The organism is Hahella sp. HN01, assembly GCF_018986435.1.
Lineage (GTDB): Bacteria > Pseudomonadota > Gammaproteobacteria > Pseudomonadales > Oleiphilaceae > Hahella.
The window spans coordinates 1-18,226 of sequence record NZ_JAHMIN010000061.1; the positions used below are offsets into that span (position 1 = coordinate 1).

At 56.2% G+C, this 18,226-nt stretch carries 27 protein-coding genes and 1 pseudogene; 26 read left to right on the top strand and 2 right to left on the bottom strand.

Annotated elements, in window-relative coordinates:
• From KP814_RS30550 to KP814_RS30580, 7 genes and pseudogenes are all read left to right on the top strand, one after another.
• Positions 1–265, top strand: a pseudogene (locus KP814_RS30550) (hypothetical protein); the annotation flags it as partial.
• 17 nt (positions 266–282) lie between these two features.
• Positions 283–588, top strand: coding sequence for a hypothetical protein (locus KP814_RS30555; protein ID WP_216740336.1), 306 nt, complete (start codon positions 283–285; stop codon positions 586–588).
• Complete coding sequence (locus tag KP814_RS30560; protein ID WP_216740337.1) at positions 581–796, top strand: hypothetical protein; 216 nt, start codon at positions 581–583, stop codon at positions 794–796. The genes KP814_RS30555 and KP814_RS30560 overlap by 8 nt, the downstream gene beginning before the upstream one ends.
• Positions 793–1,140, top strand: a complete 348-nt coding sequence (locus tag KP814_RS30565) for a hypothetical protein (RefSeq protein WP_216740338.1) — start codon at positions 793–795, stop codon at positions 1,138–1,140. The genes KP814_RS30560 and KP814_RS30565 overlap by 4 nt, the downstream gene beginning before the upstream one ends.
• Positions 1,137–1,424 (top strand): DUF968 domain-containing protein, encoded by a 288-nt coding sequence (locus tag KP814_RS30570; protein WP_216740339.1) that lies wholly within the window; start codon positions 1,137–1,139, stop codon positions 1,422–1,424. The genes KP814_RS30565 and KP814_RS30570 overlap by 4 nt, the downstream gene beginning before the upstream one ends.
• The gene (locus tag KP814_RS30575; RefSeq protein WP_216740340.1) at positions 1,421–1,771 is read left to right on the top strand and encodes an endonuclease domain-containing protein; all 351 of its coding nucleotides are present in this window, start codon (positions 1,421–1,423) and stop codon (positions 1,769–1,771) included. Before KP814_RS30570 ends, KP814_RS30575 begins: the two co-directional genes overlap by 4 nt.
• Positions 1,768–2,124: a hypothetical protein gene (locus tag KP814_RS30580; protein ID WP_216740341.1), complete on the top strand. Its 357-nt coding sequence runs from the start codon at positions 1,768–1,770 to the stop codon at positions 2,122–2,124. The genes KP814_RS30575 and KP814_RS30580 overlap by 4 nt, the downstream gene beginning before the upstream one ends.
• A 103-nt stretch (positions 2,125–2,227) precedes the next feature.
• On the opposite strand, the gene KP814_RS30585 is transcribed toward KP814_RS30580, so the two are convergent.
• The gene (locus KP814_RS30585) at positions 2,228–2,992 is read right to left on the bottom strand and encodes an ABC transporter substrate-binding protein (protein ID WP_216740342.1); all 765 of its coding nucleotides are present in this window, start codon (positions 2,990–2,992) and stop codon (positions 2,228–2,230) included.
• Positions 2,989–3,756 (bottom strand): ABC transporter substrate-binding protein, encoded by a 768-nt coding sequence (locus tag KP814_RS30590; RefSeq protein WP_253938755.1) that lies wholly within the window; start codon positions 3,754–3,756, stop codon positions 2,989–2,991. Before KP814_RS30590 ends, KP814_RS30585 begins: the two co-directional genes overlap by 4 nt.
• Before the next feature lie 697 nt (positions 3,757–4,453).
• Between KP814_RS30590 and KP814_RS30595 the strand changes: the two genes are divergently transcribed.
• From KP814_RS30595 to KP814_RS30685, 19 genes are all read left to right on the top strand, one after another.
• Complete coding sequence (locus KP814_RS30595; protein ID WP_216740344.1) at positions 4,454–5,533, top strand: site-specific DNA-methyltransferase; 1,080 nt, start codon at positions 4,454–4,456, stop codon at positions 5,531–5,533.
• Positions 5,534–5,607: 74 nt separating this feature from the next.
• Positions 5,608–5,991 (top strand): M15 family metallopeptidase, encoded by a 384-nt coding sequence (locus tag KP814_RS30600; RefSeq protein ID WP_216740345.1) that lies wholly within the window; start codon positions 5,608–5,610, stop codon positions 5,989–5,991.
• Positions 5,988–6,392 carry a 3TM-type holin gene (locus KP814_RS30605; RefSeq protein ID WP_253938756.1) on the top strand — a complete coding sequence of 135 codons (405 nt, stop codon included), beginning with the start codon at positions 5,988–5,990 and terminating at the stop codon, positions 6,390–6,392. The genes KP814_RS30600 and KP814_RS30605 overlap by 4 nt, the downstream gene beginning before the upstream one ends.
• On the top strand, positions 6,392–6,670 hold the full coding sequence (locus tag KP814_RS30610; RefSeq protein WP_216740347.1) for a hypothetical protein: 279 nt from the start codon (positions 6,392–6,394) through the stop codon (positions 6,668–6,670). The genes KP814_RS30605 and KP814_RS30610 overlap by 1 nt, the downstream gene beginning before the upstream one ends.
• Complete coding sequence (locus KP814_RS30615) at positions 6,670–7,029, top strand: HNH endonuclease (protein ID WP_216740348.1); 360 nt, start codon at positions 6,670–6,672, stop codon at positions 7,027–7,029. The genes KP814_RS30610 and KP814_RS30615 overlap by 1 nt, the downstream gene beginning before the upstream one ends.
• Positions 7,030–7,249: 220 nt before the next feature.
• Positions 7,250–8,740, top strand: coding sequence for an ATP-binding protein (locus tag KP814_RS30620; RefSeq protein WP_216740349.1), 1,491 nt, complete (start codon positions 7,250–7,252; stop codon positions 8,738–8,740).
• 118 nt (positions 8,741–8,858) lie between these two features.
• Positions 8,859–9,335, top strand: a complete 477-nt coding sequence (locus KP814_RS30625) for a phage terminase small subunit P27 family (protein ID WP_216740350.1) — start codon at positions 8,859–8,861, stop codon at positions 9,333–9,335.
• 13 nt (positions 9,336–9,348) lie between these two features.
• Positions 9,349–11,067, top strand: coding sequence for a terminase large subunit (locus tag KP814_RS30630; protein ID WP_216740351.1), 1,719 nt, complete (start codon positions 9,349–9,351; stop codon positions 11,065–11,067).
• Positions 11,067–12,272 (top strand): phage portal protein, encoded by a 1,206-nt coding sequence (locus KP814_RS30635; RefSeq protein WP_216740352.1) that lies wholly within the window; start codon positions 11,067–11,069, stop codon positions 12,270–12,272. The genes KP814_RS30630 and KP814_RS30635 overlap by 1 nt, the downstream gene beginning before the upstream one ends.
• 19 nt (positions 12,273–12,291) lie before the next feature.
• Complete coding sequence (locus tag KP814_RS30640) at positions 12,292–12,954, top strand: HK97 family phage prohead protease (RefSeq protein ID WP_216740353.1); 663 nt, start codon at positions 12,292–12,294, stop codon at positions 12,952–12,954.
• Positions 12,955–12,968: 14 nt separating this feature from the next.
• Positions 12,969–14,162, top strand: a complete 1,194-nt coding sequence (locus tag KP814_RS30645) for a phage major capsid protein (protein ID WP_216740354.1) — start codon at positions 12,969–12,971, stop codon at positions 14,160–14,162.
• A complete protein-coding gene (locus KP814_RS30650) occupies positions 14,162–14,449 on the top strand; it encodes a head-tail connector protein (RefSeq protein ID WP_216740355.1) in 288 nt (95 codons plus the stop codon). The genes KP814_RS30645 and KP814_RS30650 overlap by 1 nt, the downstream gene beginning before the upstream one ends.
• Positions 14,446–14,784: a phage head closure protein gene (locus KP814_RS30655; protein WP_216740356.1), complete on the top strand. Its 339-nt coding sequence runs from the start codon at positions 14,446–14,448 to the stop codon at positions 14,782–14,784. The genes KP814_RS30650 and KP814_RS30655 overlap by 4 nt, the downstream gene beginning before the upstream one ends.
• Complete coding sequence (locus tag KP814_RS30660) at positions 14,745–15,284, top strand: HK97-gp10 family putative phage morphogenesis protein (protein WP_216740357.1); 540 nt, start codon at positions 14,745–14,747, stop codon at positions 15,282–15,284. The genes KP814_RS30655 and KP814_RS30660 overlap by 40 nt, the downstream gene beginning before the upstream one ends.
• 24 nt (positions 15,285–15,308) lie before the next feature.
• Positions 15,309–15,683 carry a DUF3168 domain-containing protein gene (locus KP814_RS30665; RefSeq protein WP_216740358.1) on the top strand — a complete coding sequence of 125 codons (375 nt, stop codon included), beginning with the start codon at positions 15,309–15,311 and terminating at the stop codon, positions 15,681–15,683.
• A 2-nt stretch (positions 15,684–15,685) separates the two neighbouring features.
• Positions 15,686–16,102: a phage tail tube protein gene (locus KP814_RS30670; RefSeq protein ID WP_216740359.1), complete on the top strand. Its 417-nt coding sequence runs from the start codon at positions 15,686–15,688 to the stop codon at positions 16,100–16,102.
• Positions 16,103–16,115: 13 nt separating this feature from the next.
• Complete coding sequence (locus KP814_RS30675) at positions 16,116–16,481, top strand: hypothetical protein (protein ID WP_216740360.1); 366 nt, start codon at positions 16,116–16,118, stop codon at positions 16,479–16,481.
• A 41-nt stretch (positions 16,482–16,522) separates the two neighbouring features.
• A complete protein-coding gene (locus tag KP814_RS30680; protein ID WP_216740361.1) occupies positions 16,523–16,702 on the top strand; it encodes a hypothetical protein in 180 nt (59 codons plus the stop codon).
• Positions 16,703–16,744: 42 nt separating this feature from the next.
• Positions 16,745–18,226, top strand: a 1,482-nt coding sequence (locus KP814_RS30685) for a hypothetical protein (protein WP_216740362.1), incomplete at its 3' end; no start/stop codon positions are given.

Genomic DNA, 18,226 nt, shown 5'->3' on the forward strand with positions numbered 1-18,226 from the left:
GAGCATCGCCTATCTGGCGGTACGCATCGCCGCAAAGGCGACGGGGAGTTACGAGCTTAGGGTGCGTACCGAAAGGGAAATGCTGCCGCTGTTCACGCGCAATTACGACATCGTTTGTCGCCGCGTCATGAACGGGGAAGACATCCAAGCGGACATCCCAAAGGCGTTACCAGAGCAACCAGCCAAGGCGTCTAAGCCCGTCCCACGCGAAGAAGCCCGCCGACGCATGGCGGACTTGTTGAAATCAGTTTCGGCCAGCAGCTAGGCCAAGGAAAAGCAGTAATGACACAAACACACGCAAGAAGAACCGATCCCGTAAGCAGCCATCTGGCGGCGGCAGCCAATGAGCCGAGCCGCTGGACGCAGACGCAGCTTGTCGCGCTGGAGCTGGCCAAACGCCCGGTCCCTGATTGGGTCATAGGGTGGACCAGTTCAGAACTGGCGCGGACCGCCAAGCTGGATCGCTACATGGTCGCCAGACGACTGCCGGACGCGGAAAAAGCGGGATTGGTGGAGCGCGTCGGGATCATGGAGTGTTCGATTTCAGGACGTAAGGCAGTGGCCTGGAGGGCGGTTAAGCATGACTAAGCGCCCAAGAGAATACGCCGCCGAGATTCTACAAATGCAGGGCAGGGAAGCGCGAGCCAAAGCGCTGGCGGCTGTTCCCGCTCAATTCCGGGCGATGGTGGAGGCGCATGTGCGGACCTACTTTGCGCTGAAGGCCAAACCGAAAGCGGCGCCGACGGTGATCACGCCAGAGATGGCCAGGGCTTTGATTCGGAGGCGGGCAGCATGAGCGACGAAACCCTGGAGCAGAAGCTCCAGAACATCCGCAACAAGGCCGCCGAGTTCGCGAGAGCCAAAGCGAACCGGGTTTACCTGGAGGAGTTCCGCAAGTCCAAGATCGCCATTCTCATGAGAGAGGCGGAGAGCGCGGACCCGGACCTGACAGCGGCGAACCGCCAAGAGGCCTGGGCGAGGCGTCACCCGGAATACTTGGAGTTGTTGAAAGGCCTGATGCAGGCGACGGAAGAGGAGGCGCGTTTGCATTGGGAACTGCGGACGGCGGAATGGGCCGTCGAGATATGGCGGACCAAGTCAGCCAACAAGCGAGCGGAGCGGATGAGGTACGGGGCGTGATTTATCGAAATAACAAACTACTGGCAGCCATTAGGCAGCTACCTTGCGCCTCCTGTGGGATTGAAGGCGGCTCACAAGCGGCGCATTCGAATCTGTTGAGGCATGGCAAGGGCAGGGGATTGAAGGCGTCAGACGCCGCCACCTTCCCGTTGTGCGCGCCTTGCCACATGCGGTTTGACCAAGGCAAGGAACTGACGAAAACGGAGCGGGAGCAACTGACCATGGACTGGCTTGCCTGGACGCACATAAAACTGATTGAAAACGAACTGTTGGGGGTGAGGTGAGCAAGTTGGAGGAAACCCTGGCGCTGCACATACGGGCGCTGAAACTGCCGGAGCCCGTCAGGGAATACCGGTTTCATCCGGTGCGGCGCTGGCGCTTTGACTTCGCGTGGCCAAACTACCGGATCGCGGCGGAGGTGGAGGGGATCACCTGCTACGGCAGGAACAAAAACAGCACCCTGAAGCTGGGCCGACACCAAACGGCGAAAGGCATCAGCGCGGACATGGAGAAATACGCCGAAGCCATGGCGTTGGGTTGGAGCGTGTTCCGCTGCGACGCCAAGCTCATTAACAGCGGGCGAGCGGTGGAAGTGATTACACAAATGATGAAGTTAAGAGAGGCTGCATGAATAGAGCAATGAGTGAAACCCCCTGGTTGCTGGAGCAATGGGCGAGGTGGTCAAAGATGGACGCGGGCGTGGGGTATCCCACGTCGACGCCTTTTTCCCGTTTGGGCGGCAGCTCGGTCCGCTCGCCGGTGATTACGGATCAGGAGGCGGCCAAGGTGGATTTGGCGGTCTCCAAACTGCGGGCGCGGGATGAGGAGATGGGGGAGGTTGTGCGGCTGTATTACATGGCGGGGGAGAACTTGTCCTATGTGGTTCGACGCATGCCGAAGCTGGACCGACGCAAGGCGGACCTGTTGGTGAAGTCGGGTGTCGCCTGGATCGATGCAGCGCTTCATATTCACAGGACGCGATGAGTCATAACTGCAAAAGAGCAGGAGAAAATGGCTGCTGTTAAACGTAGCCGGTAAGTGCTTATTCGCCAGCAGCCGTAATATGACTAGTTGTTCTTTTGTTGGGCTACTTGGTCCAACTATCTATGATTTCCTGTAGCTTACCGCTTTGCTTCAATTGCTCGACAGCCGCTTTCATCTTTGAGATGAAGTCTTCACGATAGGGAAAGCTCTGGTTCTTGGTATTTGAGAACGCCAGATAAGCGACTTCTTCACTGATGACTGCTGCAGGTTCGATTTTCAGGTCTTTAAGAGTGGGGTCGGAACGGTTGTTTTCCAGCGTCCACAGCACGGAGAGCTTGTCATTGGGGTGAGCATCTATACGACCTGAGGCCATCTTCTTCAGGTTAGCTACAATGTCGGAAGCTTGGCTCATGGTGAACATGGCTTTCTCTTCGTCGGATAAGGTTGCGTAACCACTTTGCAAGCCAACGCGCATGCCTTTGAAGTCATCCGGCCACTTGCTCATTTGTTTTTTGCTGGCCATATCCTGCGTGACGAACATCGCCACTGTCTCCGTCAGCAAGGGAATGGAGTAATCCATCCAGGGGCGATCTTCAGGGCGGTAATAAGGAGGAAACAGCGCAAACTCCTCGCCGCTCTCCATTTGCGCCAGCGCGCGTTTCCAAGGCAGAGGTTTGAGCGTGATCGTGTAGTCCGGCGTCAGCTTGGCCGCCTCCATGATGATGTCCACATATATTCCCTTGGTTTTGCCGTTTTCCGCATAGCTATAAGGAGGATAGGCTTCATCCATCAACAGGGTGACGGACTGCGCGGCGGCGAACCCCACGAATCCCAACATCAGGGCGGCGAATAGAATTATTCTTTTCATTCTGATTCCTCTTTGGTGGTTGTCATTATTGAAAAGCGAGCATGATGGGGAGCTCTGTGTTCGGCGGGGTTCTTAACGTCGTTTGTCCATTTTTCGACGATCTGCTGCAGCCGGTTCTTATCCCTCATACGCGCCAGGGACTGGTTCATTTTGGCGATGAAATCCGCCCGATACGGCCATTGTTCGGGCTGGATATTGGAAAAGGCGAGGTAGGCGACCTCCTCGTTGATAATGGCTGCGGGAGTGATTTCTAGGGACGCTAAAGCCGAGTCCTGACGGTTATGCTCCAGCGTCCACAACACCGATAGGTAGTCATTGGGGTGAGCATCTATGCGGCCCAGCGCGATTTGTTTCAGGTTGGTCAGAATATTGGGCGACTCAGAAATGACGAACAGCTCCTTTTGTTGCGGCGACAGCGTGGCGAACCCCAGCTGCAGGCCGATGCGCAGGCCTTTATAATCCTCCGGCCAGCGAGTGGGCTTCAGGCGCGCCAGCAATTCGGGGGGCATAAATAGCACTAACGTCTCTTTATAAAGAGGAACCGAGTAATCCATCCAACTGCGACTGACTGGGCGATAGTAGGGTGGGAACACGGCAAAGGCGCGTCCGGTTTCAACCAGATTGAGCGCTCTTTTCCAGGGAAGCGGCTTAAGCTTGACCTTGTAGTCAGGAATGGAGTCCATCGCCTCTTTGATGAAGTCGACATAGATGCCTTTGGCTTCATTGTTTTCGACATAGCTGTATGGCGGATACGACTCATCCATCAACAGTGCTACGGTTTGCGCTGATGCGGTAAAGCATACGGTCGCTAGGAAGCCAAGAATGAGCCTTATGTGTAACTTAAGTTGGGCACGCAGTGTGCTAAATCGAAAAGACGGTTTCTTGATCTGTGGCTGTCGTAAATTGTGGTGTGCAGTCCTTTGGCTGATGACGATGAGAGGAAAGCTGTAGCGCATATATTCAAATGCTCTTTAAGCCCGTTGCAACAATGGTGGAGGGGAACAATGGTTCCCTGAAGTCTGCATACGACTCACAAATATACGGTGTAATTATAGTCAAGTTTGGTGGATGTCCAGCTCTGCTGAGGGAGCGGGTGGGAAGATAACGGGGATGCTCAGAGTTTCTAATTTGGAGTGGATGTGCAATCAAAATATTAGGAAGGGCTTCTGCCCCTAGATTTTTCAAAAGCAACAGAGCTTCTTTTCGGAATGAGTTTGGCTGAAACTTGACCCTCATTTGTTCTTAAAAATTGATGTAATAATTCATATTTYTATGAATTGTTGCTTAATTGAGAATAATTGGTTATCATTATTTTCACATCGTGCACTACTGCGCCCTGACAACTCTCAGGGCGTTTCCATATAAGAGACCCGGTATCCGAAAGGAGCCGGGTTTTTGCGTTTTAAAGGGCCGCTCGCCGTTGCATGGACAGGGGGTAATTCGGCCCATTCAGGAAGGATCATGACACCAGAACACGTAGTACCCGCACCGGGAGTTCAACTCTATAACGCTGATTGCCGCGAGGTGATGAAGCAATTACCTGATAATTCCATTGACCTGATCGCCACGGACCCGCCTTATTTCAAGGTGAAGGCCGACGCCTGGGACAACCAATGGCGAAAGGAAGACGACTTTCTAAACTGGCTGGACGATATCCTGGCGGAGTTTCACCGGGTGCTGAAGCCATCCGGTAGCCTGTATCTGTTTTGCTCCGACCGCATGGCGGGCAAAGTAGAGATGCGCATCGGCAAACGCTTCCGTCTTCTAAACCATATCGTATGGCGCAAACCCAGCGGCGTATTCAAACGCCACCGGAAAGAGTCGCTGAGGCAATTCCTCGGCCAGACCGAGCGAATTCTATTCGCTGAACACTACAACGCCGAGAGCGCCGCCAAGGGCCAGTCAGGCTATATCTCAAAATGCATCGAGTTAAAGGCCCACGTATTCGAGCCCCTGATTGCGTACTTTAGGGAAGCGAAAGCCAAAGCGGGGATCGCCAGTAAGGATATCGACGCCGCCACCGGCACGCAGATGTCGACGCACTGGTTTACGTCCTCCCAATGGAAGCTGCCCACACGGGAGCAATATGAAATCCTGCAACGCCTCTTTGCCGAACGCGCCGCAGAGTTGCCGCGAGGGCATGGCGAATTGACGCAGGAGTACGGCGAGCTACAGCGCACTTATTCAGAATTGAAGAGAGACTATGAGGAGCTACGGCAGGAATACGAAAGCCTACGGCGTCCATTCTCAGTCAACGCAGCGGTGCCTTATACAGACGTGTGGGACTTCAGGCCTGTGGAGCACTACCCAAGCAAACACCCTTGTGAAAAACCGCTCGATATGATGCGCCATATCGTTCAGGCCAGCACAAGGCCGGGACAGGTCGTCTTTGATCCTTTCATGGGGTCAGGCTCCACCGGGAAAGCTTGCATCGAGCTGGGGCGCAAGTTTATTGGCGTCGATATGGACGAAGCCTACTTTAAAAACACGCTGCAGAGCTTATCCGAGCATCAGGCAGAACCATTAAAGGAAGCGGGATAACCCGCCGACCACAAATAAATCCTACCAAGGGCCTCGCAACTGCGGGGCTTTTTTATTTCTGGAACACATAAAGAATGACTTATTACCTGGGCAAGCGCTCCAAGTCGCGCCTGGTTGGCCTGCATCCCGACATTGTGAAAGTAGTGGAAAGGGCGATTCAGAAAACCCCGATAGACTTCACTGTGCTGGAAGGCCTGCGAACCATCGAGCGCCAAAAGGAACTGTATAAGGCCGGCAAGTCCAAGACGATGCGCAGCCGACACTTAACGGGACATGCGGTGGATCTGGGCGCACTGGTTAACGGCGCTATCACCTGGGAGGCCCGTTATTACCAGATACTTGCCGACGCTGTGAAACAAGCCGCCGAAGAGCTGGGCATTTCAATAGAGTGGGGCGGCGATTTCAACGGCTTTTTCGACGGACCTCATTATCAACTGCCGTGGAAGCAATACCCATGAGCGCCTGGGTCTCAATTCTGAACCTGTTTAAACCGGTCGCGGATCTTATCGACAACGTCCACACCAGTGACGAGGAGCGCCTGCAGGTACAAGCGCAGCTATTCCAGATTCAGGCAGAGCTAACCCAGCGGGTGATGGAGTACGAAACCAAGCTGCTGGAGGCGAAGGCCAGAACGATCCAAGCGGAGGCGCAAGGCCAAAGCATCCTGCAGCGCAACTGGCGCCCGTTAACCATGCTGTGTTTCCTGGCTTTGGTTGTGTGTGACTCCTTCGGCCTGCTGACGTTTAGGCTTAGCGTGGAAGCCTGGGATCTGCTGCAAATAGGACTGGGCGGATACGTTGCCGGCAGATCGCTGGAGAAGATCGCCCCCAAGGTAACCGACGTGATGAGTAAGAAATAATGGAAGAGAACCAAATCCCCCGGAGGCACTGGCACTTGGACAAAACCATCAGTGTGGGCCACCTGATCAGCACGCTGGTAATCGCCATTTCCGTGATCACCTGGGCGGGCTCCATAGATCGCCGTGTGGAGCAAAACGCGCTGGCTGTTAAGTACCTGAATGAAGAGCAGGTGCAACAGCGTCAGCGTATCGACGCCGTGCGCAATGAGATTAAAACCGACCTGCGAGCTATCAACGACAAGTTAGACCGCCTGATCGAGCGGCAGAGTGAACGCTAATGCCTCAAGCTTCGTTAAGGCCTTGCAAGGATAAGGGCTGTCCCAATACGACCCGACACAAGTCACGATACTGTGAGAGCCACGCAGACAAGCGAGAGGCGACACGCTGGGGAGTCTGGCAACAACAGAAAGGCAGCGACACCCAACGCGGTTACGGTTGGCAATGGCGGAAGCTGAGGGTGCGGATACTGAGACGGGATAACTACTTGTGTCAGGTGTGTTTAAAGCAGGGGCGAACCAGCGCGGCGACGGAGGTGGACCACATACAACCGAAGGCGGGAGGCGGTGACGATCAAGAGATGAACCTGCAGGCAATTTGTAATGGCTGTCATCGTTCCAAAACGGGAAACAGTGTCTAAACTGGTTATTATCAAGCTGCTGTCCTACGTAGACACCAAGAAAACATTAAATCTGTATCTAGGATTTGTTGACCACTACACTGGAGGGCTTACGGAGATTTCAGTTTAGCGGGGGGAGAGTTGAATAGGCTGCTCTCAAATTAGCCTAAGCAGAGCATGTGAGGAGCTAGCTGCTAAGCTTATTGAATCGAGCTATCCACTCTGCCACTGGAAGGAAGAAATGGAGTTTTCTAAGTTTATGGCCAAAAAGCATTACCTTCAGTCAGAGTTGTACTCCCTACTAAAGAGTGACGACTCAATCTTTGAGTTCATTCAGGCTGGATCGCTTGATGGGATATGGTATTGGGATCTTGAAAAGCCAGAAAATGAGTGGATGAGTGACAGGTTTTGGACGACTTTTGGCTATGATCCGGCGGAAAAACAGCATCTGGCAAGCGAATGGCAGGACATGATTTTTCCAGAAGATTTGGCGGTTGCTTATGAGAATTTTAAGAAGCATTGTGCTGATCCGAAGCATGCCTATGATCAGATTGTTCGGTACAAGCATCATGATGGCTCGACTGTTTGGGTCCGCTGCAGAGGACTGGCAATAAGGAATGAGTCTGGTGCGCCAGTAAGGATGTTGGGTGCTCATACAAACGTCACAGCCATGATGTTGCTGAGTCATCAATACGAGTCTCTCTTCCATAACAGTCCTCATGGCTTACTTGTCGTCAATAAGCGCGGCGAGGCTGTGAAGATGAATGCTGAGGCTGAAAGTGTGCTGGGCATCAAGGGGGGAGAGACGTTTAATGTTTCCGATATCTTTAATAAGGAAACGACCGATGAACTACTTACCCATTTGCAATATTGCGCCACTGAAGGCGAATGCTCACCTTTAATGATAGAAGTTGAAGTTAATGCTGAGCGCGTCGCTCCTATATTTTTTCAGTTAAGTGTAAAGTCGATTTACTATGAAGCTGAGCGTATGCTATTACTTTCACTCGTTGATCTTAGTGCAAGAAAAGAGATTGAGAGGTCAAAGGAAAACCTGATATCTATAATCAATCATGAGCTTAGAACTCCCTTAACCGCCATAATAGGGGCTGTAGATTTACTCTTGACTAATAAATTTGGTGATATCCCTGAAGGAGTGAATAATCTATTAAATATCGCGCAAAGAAACTGTGGGAAGTTGAAGGCGGTGGTCGATGACATTCTGCATGTAGACAAGCTTTCTAGCGATGAAATAACTATAAACCTTAATAATATTAACTTGTTTAGTCTAGCCAAAGAATGCGTCGAAGAAAATCAGTCCTTTGCGGACAAGTATGGGATAAACCTGCTATTAAACGTTGAGGATAAGGGAGTTGTTGTCAACGGTGATCGGTTTAGACTCTCTCAAGTGTTAACAAACTATTTGTCTAATGCGGTCAAGCATTCCCCAGCAGGCGCTGACGTAAAGGTGGTTATCGCTTTGAAAGACGAAGAGGCTGTTGTTAGTGTTATTGATTTTGGGCGAGGCGTTTCTGAGGAGTTTCAGCCTCGATTGTTTGAGAGGTTTAGTCAGGATAATACTAGGCACGCCCAGATGGGAACGGGTCTAGGTCTCTATATATGTAAGCTTATTATAGAGAAGCATAATGGAACGGTTGGATATGAGTGCACTGGAAACGGGAGTCGCTTCTATTTCACGATACCCCGGAATCAAGCCTCACCTTCAGGTGATTGAGTATGCTTGTTATGCTCAGAGGGGCGGGGCGGGTCAAATCTCTGATACCTGAGCGACCAACACCGCACCCCTAAGTCTTTTTTTATACCCGCGAAATTAAAAAATTCAGGCTAACGCAATGAGTGGAACCGCAACCAGAGCAGGACGGGGGCGGAAGCCCAAGCCCGTTGCGCAAAAGCTCCTGGCCGGCAACCCTGGCAAGCGTCAACTCAACACCCACGAACCCCAGTTTTCACAGATCACTAACATCGATTGCCCGGACTGGCTGGGCGACGACGCACGCCGCATGTGGGAGCTGATCGCCCCGGAGCTGTGCGCGCAAAAGATCATCGCCATTACCGACGCGCACAACCTGGAGGCCTTCTGCGCCGCCTATGGTCGATGGCGTCAGGCGGAAAGAGAACTGGCGCAATATGGCATCACTATTACGGACGCAAACGGCGGCCTGAAAAAGAACCCGGCGGCCACCGTCGCCAACGAATCCTTAAAACAACTGGCGACCTTCGGGGCGCTCCTGGGCCTGGACCCATCCAGTCGCCAACGTCTTACCGGCGGCGGCAATCACGACACGTCAAACCCTTTCGATAAATTCTGATTTCGGTTACTCCATGGCGGCTAAATATCCTCACGTCGAGGCGGCGACGCGGTACGCCCGCGCCGTGCTGGACGGGTCTATCCCGGCGTATCGATACACGCGCCTCGCGTGCCAACGTTACCTGGATGACCTCGCCCAGGAAAGCGACCCGGTCTATCCGTATTACTTCGACAAGGCCGAGGCCGAGCGTGTCTGCGAGTTCGTCCAGCTGCTGCCGCATACCAAGGGCGAGTGGGCGTTCAAACGTCAGCTAATACGCTTGGAACCCTGGCAGGTGTTCGGCTTCGTCAACATCTTCGGATGGAAGAGCAAGGCCGACGACCTGCGCCGCTTTAGGGAGGTGTATTGGTGCGTCCCGCGCAAGAACGGCAAGTCGATCATCGCCGCCGGCGTGGGGCTGTATATGTTCGCTTGCGACGCCGAGTTCGGCGCCGAAGTCTACAGCGGAGCGACCAACGAACGCCAAGCCTGGGAGGTTTTCAGGCCAGCCAAGCTGATGGTCTCGCGCACGCCGTTATTGCAAAAGGCCAAGGGCATTGCCGTTAACGCCAAGAACCTGAACCGCCCGGCGGATGAGGCTCGCTTTGAACCGGTCATTGGCAAGCCCGGCGATGGCGCAAGCCCCTCCTGTGCGCTGATCGATGAATACCACGAACACGACGCCCCCGACCTGTACGAGACCATGGTGACGGGGCAGGGGGCACGCCGGCAGCCGCTGACGTTTATTATCACCACCGCCGGCAACAACATCGAAGGCCCTTGCTACGACAAGCAGACCGAAGCGCAAGAGATGCTGGACGGCGTCGCGCCCAATGACGAGTTGTTCGCGTTGATGTATGGCGTGGATGATCCGGAGCGCTGGGCGGACCCGGATGTATTGGCCATGGCTAATCCTAATTTGGGCGTCAGCGTTTATAAAAAGTATTTGGAAAGTCAGCAGCAAAAAGCGATTCGCAGCGCCCGCTTCCAGAACATTTTCAAGATTAAACACCTGAACATTTGGGTCACCGCTCGCAGCGCCTTTTTCAATATGGAGCAGTGGGCTAAATGTTATGACCCCAGCCTGAACGCGGAGGACTTCGAAGGTCAGGAGTGTATCGGCGGTCTGGACTTGGCCGGCAAACTCGACCTTAACGCCTTCGTCAAACTGTTCTACCGCGACTTGATGGACGAGGACGGCAGAACCCGCCGGCATTACTACTGCCTCTCGCCGGTGTTCTGGGCGCCTGAGGATACGGTCAACAACCCGGATAACCGCAAGTTAAGCAGCCGCTATCAGAAGTGGGTCAACCTGGGCGCGCTGACCGCTACCGACGGCGCGGAAGTGGACTATCTGGAAGTGCTGGCGGAAGTCACCGACACCAACCAACGCCACCCCATTGCGGAGATCGGCATCGATCCGCACGGCGCGCTGAACCTGTCTCACCGCCTGGACGACGAGAACCTGAACCCGGTGCAGATCACGCAGAACTATTCCGGCATGTCCGCCGGCATGAAAGAGCTGGAAGCGGCCATCGCCGCCGGGCGTTTTCATCACGATGGCCACCCCATTTTAACCTGGTGTATGGGCAACGTCGTCGGACGCTACATGGGCGGCGCCGATGACGATGTGGTGCGCCCGACCAAAGAACACAAAGACAAAAAAATCGACGGCGCGGTCGCGCTCATCATGGCCGTGGGCCGCGCCATGCTGGCGGCGGAAACCACCGGCCCCAGCATAAGGTTTGCCTGATGTTTAAGTTATTCAGACGTAAAAGCACGGCGGTGATTGATAGCTCCGCCAAGCTCGCGGAGTTGCTGGGCGCATGGTATGACGCCGACGCCGGCGTACAGATCACTCCCGGCAACGCGCCGGAGATCAGCGCCGTGTTTTCCTGCATCAAAGTGCTGACGGAATCTATCGGCATGCTGCCCTTAAATCTGTTTAAGGAGCTGCCCGGCGGCGGATCGGAAAAGGCGACTAACCACCCGCTGCAGACGTTGTTGAAACATGGACCGAACGACTACCTGACCGACCAAGAATATAAAGAACTGATCGTCGCGCACCTGTGTTTGCGCGGCAACCATTACAGCTACATCAACCGCACGGCGTCGGGCCGGGTGCTGGAGCTGCTGCCCATGGCGCCGGATGCGGTAACGCCGAAACTCTCCAACGACTACGAACTGACCTATGACGTGCAATTTAAAAGCGGCCCCGTTCGCACGCTGCTGGCGGAGGAGGTGCTGCATATCCGCTTATGGAGCTTGGACGGCTTAACAGGATTGAACCCAATTCAATACAACCGCCACTGCCTGGGGCTGGCCAAGGCGACGGAAAAGCATGGATCAACCTTGTTCGCCCATGGCGCGAAACCCTCTGGCGTGCTCTCCACCGATCACGCGCTGACAGATAAACAATACGAGCGATTGAAACAGGAAATGGAGTTACACAGGGGCGTGTCCAACCAGAACCGCGAGATGATCCTTGACGGCGGCTTGAAGTGGCTGCAGGTGTCGATGACGGCGGAGGACTCGCAATTCCTTGAAACCCGCAAGTTTCAACGCTCCGAGATCGCCGGCTTTTTCCGGGTGCCGCCGCACATGATCGGCGACCTGGAGCGGGCGACGTTTTCGAATATCGAGCATCAAGACTTGGCGTTCGCCCGTCACACTCTGATTCCGTATTGCACCCGCATCGAGAAGCGCATTAACAAGGCGCTGCTCTCAGACAAAGAGCGGGCCAGCCATTTCGCCAAGTTCAACATCAACGCTCTGATGCGCGGAGACATGAAGACCCGCAGCGAGTACTACACCGCCATGATTCAAAACGGCGTCATGAGTCCGAACGAGGTCCGCATCCTGGAGGACATGAACCCCAGGGAAGGCGGCGACACCTACCTGACGCCATTGAACATGGCCGTTAACGGCAAGCCTGCCGACGAGACGGAAACGCATTAAGCAGCCATACGAGGCACGTATGCACACCAAGCAAAAACTGAATATCCCATTAAAGATCAAGTCCCTGTCCGACTCTGGTGAGTTTGAAGGGTACGGCTCCGTATTCGGGGTCAAAGACTCCTACTCAGACATCGTACTGAAAGGCGCGTTCACGGCCTCGCTGGAACGCTGGAAACAGCAAGGCCGCATGCCTGCGCTGTTATGGCAACACCGCATGGACGAGCCGATAGGCGTCTATACCGCCATGGAGGAGGACGAGCACGGTCTGAAGTTGTCCGGGCGTCTGCTAATCGACGATGACCCGTTAGCCAGGCGCGCTTATGGGCACCTTAAAGCCGGCTCAATTTCCGGCCTCTCTATTGGGTATTCCGTCCCGTCCAACGGCATGGAATACGACAGCGCCAAAGAGGCGTTCTTAATCAAAGAAATCGACCTGTGGGAAGTGTCTCTGGTGACCTTTCCCGCCAACGATGAAGCGCGGATCGCCAATGTGAAAAGCGCGCTGCAACGCGGGCAAATGCCCGCCCCGGCGTTAGTGGAGCGTTCCCTAAGAGAGTTAGGGTTTTCGCGCAAACAGGCCCTGGCCTTCATGGCCAAAGGCTACCCCGCCTTGTCTCCGCGAGAGGCTGAGCAAGCGCAGGCGCTGACCGCCCTTAAATCCCTGCAATCCCTGTTTAACTAAGGAACTTTCTATTTATGGCAGTCGAATTAAAAGACATTCAAGACGTCGCCGACACCCTGTCCGCTCGCTTCACCGAGTTCAAGGCGGCGAACGATTCCAACCTGGAAGCCACCAAGGCGGAGGTAATCAAGCTCACCGAAAAAACCGACAAGCTCAACGCCCAGCTTAGCGAACTGGAGGCCCTGAAAAAGGAGCTGGACGGCCTTTATAAAAAGCAGAACCGCCCCGGGACCGTGGAGGGCGATGCGGAATACCGCAAACACTTTATCGACCAGTGGATGCGCAAGAACAACGCCGCCGGCATTGAAGCCAAGGCCGTCAATCTGGGCGCGAATCAGGACGGCGGCTTTGGCGTGCCGGAGGAACTGGACCGCCAGATCCTGGAGCTGGAGCGCGAGCTGTCGCCGATGCGGGCGCTGTGCCGGAATATCCAAGTATCCACGGATGGCTACAAGCGTTTGGTGAACCTGGGCGGCGCCGGTTCCGGCTGGGTCGGCGAGACCGACGCCCGCCCGGAAACCAACACACCCAAGCTGGCGCAGATTGAAGCCTTCATGGGTGAGATTTATGCGAATCCCGCCACGACCCAAAAGGCGCTGGACGATGTGTATTTTAACGTCGAGCAGTGGATCGCCGACGAGGTGGCGCAAGAGTTCGTCGACCGCGAAGCCGACGCCTTTCTAAATGGCGATGGCGTGGGCAAACCGAAAGGCATCCTGTCTTACGCCATGGACGCCGCCCCGGATGCTTCCCGCGAGTTTGGCAAGCTGCAACGAGTGATCAGCGGCAAGGCGGGCGACTTCACCGCGGATAACCTGCTAAGCGTGATCTACCGTCTCAAGAAAGCATTTCGCCGTAACGCCAGCTGGATGATGACCGGAACCACGGTGGAGAAGGTGCGCAAGTTCAAGGACGCGGACGGTAACTACATGTGGCGTCCGGGCATCGAGGCGGGCCAGCCCTCCTTGCTGTTGGGTTACGGCATTGAAGAGAACGAGGACATGCCGGAAGTGGCGGCGGATGCTAACGCTATCTTGTTCGGGGACTTCATGCGTGGTTACAGCATTGTGGACCGTATTGGCGCGCGCATGCTGCGTGACCCCTACACCCACAAACCCTTCGTCCACTTCTACACCACGAAGCGGGTGGGCGGCATGCTGGTCGACTCCAACGCAATCAAGGTGCTGACCTTGAGTAAGGGGGCGTAATGGCCCCCATCACCTTAGAGGAAGCCAAGCAGCATCTGCGCGTGGAACATGGCGACGAAGACGGCTACATCGAAACCCTGATCGCCGTGGCGCGCAATCTGGCGCAGGAGTATTCCGGGCTTTCCCTGGAGGAAGGCGAGAGCATTCCCGAGCTGGCCAAGCACGCCATAAAAATGATCATCGCCACCCTGTACGAGCAACGGGAGGACCAGACGGCGGCGACAGTCTCACAGGTTCCGCTATGTTCTAAAGCCCTGTTAGATCTGCTACGGATTCGCAGGCTATGAGGGCGGGACGACTACGGCGGCGGGTGACGATTCAGGTTAATGACACGACTCAGGATGAATACGGCGAAACCGTGCAAGGCTGGCGAGAACTCGCCACGCGTTGGGCGGGCGTGGAGCCGCTGTCCGGTCGGGAGTTCCTGGCCGCCAGCGGTCCCCGCGCCGAATTAACCACCCGCATAGTGCTGCGTTGGGAGCCGGCGCTGGCTGGGCTCACGTCCCAGGATCACCGGGTGATCTATCAAGGGCGCGTCTATGACATCCATTCAGCCATCAACACCCGCGAGGAAAACAAAGAGTGGGTGCTGATGTGCGCGGACACGGGGGCGGCGGTATGAGCAGCGGCGTCAAGATCAGCGGCTTGCGCGAGCTGCATCAAGCCTTACAGCAACTCGGCAAGCAGGCGGCCAACAAGGCGGCGCGAGACGGACTGACGGAAGCCGCCAAAACGTTTAGGAAAGAGATCCGCCAAGGCGCGCCAGTGAAAAGCGGCCATCTGCGTAAACACATCCGCTACAAGCTTCGTAGGGATCGCAGCGGGCGCGGCTACACCGGTCGCGTAGGCGTGCATCCCAAAGCCTACTACGCCCGCTTTATCGAGTTCGGCGCGGCGCCGCACGCCATCCCCAACCCGACTACCGGGCGCGGTCGCAACAAGCGCAAAAACAAAAAGCGTCTGCGCATCGGTTCGCAGGTGGTGTCCGGCGTTAACCATCCCGGCATTGCCCCGCGTCCTTTCCTGCGCCCGGCGTTTCTGCGCGCCAAGGACGCGGCGGTCAAAGCCGCCGGCAAACGCATGTGGCGTTCCATTATTCAAGCGCGTGCGAAGCGCAATTAATCAACCCTGAAGGAGTACGCGGGAATGATCATCCCCCGATTGCTGAAGCGAGTGCGTAAGGCGGATCAGATCAGGGCGCTGATCCCGCCGTCCGCGATCCACGGACGCTTTCTACCGCCCAACGCAGCAACGCCGGCGCTGTCTCTGCTGTATGTCGGCGACGATCCCGTCAACGACCTGGGCGGAGAGGATAACCGCCGCCGCGAACGGGCGCAGATAGACGCCTGGGCGCCGACGCTCAAGCAGGCGGACCAGCTGGCGGAGGCGGTTATCAAAGCGCTGGCTCCGCGAGGCCAAGACTTCACCGCCGTGCGCAACGGCAAAACCTACGAGTACGACGACGCGGCCCAGCTCCACCGGCTGATGCTGGATTATTCATTCACCTTTTACGAGGACTGACCATGGCGAAAATGCCCGCCGACGGGACAAAAATTGAAATCGACGGTACGACCGCCGGCACACCCGACATTGAGGTGACCGGGGTTAAATCCTATTCCGGTTTTGATGGGGAGCGCCCCGAAATCGACAACACGGATTTAAGTAGCGAGGCGTCCGAGTTTTTCCTCGGCAAGCGCGACTGGGGCTCTTTCTCTCTGGACTGGTTTATTAACTACGCGGACCCCGGCCAAAACGAGATCCGCGCCGCCGAGCTGTCCGGGGCGCTGAAGACCGTCAAGATTACTTTTCCAGATTTAACCACCGCCACATTCAAGGCTTACGTCAAAAACGCCACCAGTTTGAGCGGCGGCATCAGCGGCATGGTGGAAGGCTCCGCCGCGCTGCGCATCACTGGTAAACCTACTTTCGCGAAACCCTAAACGAGGAACCTTTATGAGTTATTTAAACAAAGCCCAGATCCTGGCGGCGCAAGATATCACATCGGAAGACGTAGACGTGCCGGAGTGGGGCGGGACCGTGCGGGTCGCCCTGATGAGCGGCGCCGCCCGCGACGATTACGAAGGCTCGCTGGTGAAGTTATCTCCAGATGGCAGCGCGCATAGGGATCTGACTAACATCCGCGCCAAGCTGGTGGCGGTCTGTCTGGTGGATGACAAAGGCGAGCGTTTATTCAGCGAGAGCGACGTCAAAGCCCTGGGCGCCAAATCCTGCGCCGCCCTGGATCGCGTCTATCATGTCGCCGCCCGACTCAATCGCTTAACCCAAGGCGAAGTGGAGGATGCCGCAAAAAACTCCTAAGCCGGCCCGAGCGCCGGTTTTACTTTTACCTCGCCGCCAAATTGGGCAAAACCGTTAGAACCCTCCTGCAGGAGATCGACTCCGCCGAGCTGGCGGAATGGATGGCTTACGAATCCCTGGACGCCTACGCCGAGCAATTCGAACGTGAGCGCCAGAGTAGCGCGGAGCGGTCGGACGCACTGAAGAACCTCCTATTCGGCGACGCCTGGCGCGACGCCTAACCCCTTTCTTCTCTCTCCCTTTTAACCTGGTTAAAGCCTTCTATGAGTCAGGAAATGATTGGCGCGTTGTCTATCGATCTGCGCCTTGCGACGGCCAAGGTCGAGGACGGATTGCGCAGCGTCAACACCCATCTGGAGCGCACGGCGTCGGCGGCCAACAATGCCGGCAAGATGTTTACGACGCTGGCCACCATCGCCACGGCGGGCGTGTTTGGCGGGGTCATCAAAGGCAGTCTGGACGCGGCCAACCACCTGGGCGACCTGAGCGTGCGCCTGGGCGTGAGTGTGGAAGGGTTGAGCCGTCTCGCCTACGCGGCGGAATTGTCGGGCGTATCCGCCGGCACGCTGGAAACGGGCCTGCAGCGCATGACGCGACGCATCGCCGAGGCGGCCGCCGGCAGCGGCGAAGCCATAGGCGCAATCAAAGCGCTGGGCTTATCCGCGCAGAAGCTCCAGCAACTGCGTCCCGAACAGCAATTTGAAGTGCTGGCGGACGCACTGGCGGAGGTGCCTGAGAAGTCGGACCGGGTGCGCCTCGCCATGAAGCTGTTGGACTCCGAAGGCGTCGCCCTGCTGCAAACCATGGAAGGCGGCAGCGCCGCCATTCGGGCCATGGGTGAAGAGTCCGACCGCACCGGCAATACCATCAGCACCAGCTTTGCGACGCAGGCCACCGCCGCCAATGCCGCCATCATCAAGATGAACGCGGCGCTGACGGGCATGACCAACAACATGGCTGTGGCGTTGGGGCCGACCATCGAGCAGGTCGCGCACTTTCTGGGGGATGTGCTGCCCGAGGCGGCCAAGCTGGGCGGGCAGGCGGTGCGGTTGCTCGCCGCCGGCGCCTTGGAGGTAAGCGCCAGCGTGATTGAGTTTATCCGGGTGGCGACTTACTACCTGGGCAAGCTTTCCGATGATGTGGCGGAGGTCGACGCCGAGCTATACAGCATGCAGGAGAACCTGCGCGGCGCTACAGGCGACATCTTCGCTCAGATGGCGGCGGCGGATCAGGAGACGGAAAAGTTCAACGTCACCCTGGGGCAAAGCGTCGTCACCTTGCAGGACTACCAAGGCGTGACCGCTACCGTGGCGGACAACCTTCAACGCGTAAAAGCCGCGCAGGAGGAAGCCAACGCCGCGCTGCAGCGTCAGAACGAAATACGCGGCAACGTGGAAAGCATTCGCGAATCTCTGCTGACCGAGGAAGAAGCGGAACGGGAATCCTACGAGCGCCGGCGCGACATGCTGCAGGAGGCGTTGGACGAAAACCTGTTAACCCAAACCCAACATATGGAGTTGTTGGGCGAGCTGTCCGCGCAGCATCAAGCCACGCTCACAGCCATAGAGGAAAGAGAGAAGGGCAAGCGCAAGGCCCTGGCGGAGGCGGAGCATCAGGAACGGGTGTCGGTCATGACCGGCATGCTGGGCAACCTCTCCACCTTGATGGACACGAAGAGCAAGAAGCTTTTTGAGATCGGGAAAAAGGCGGCTATCGCCAACGCTCTGGTGGCGGGTTATGAAGCC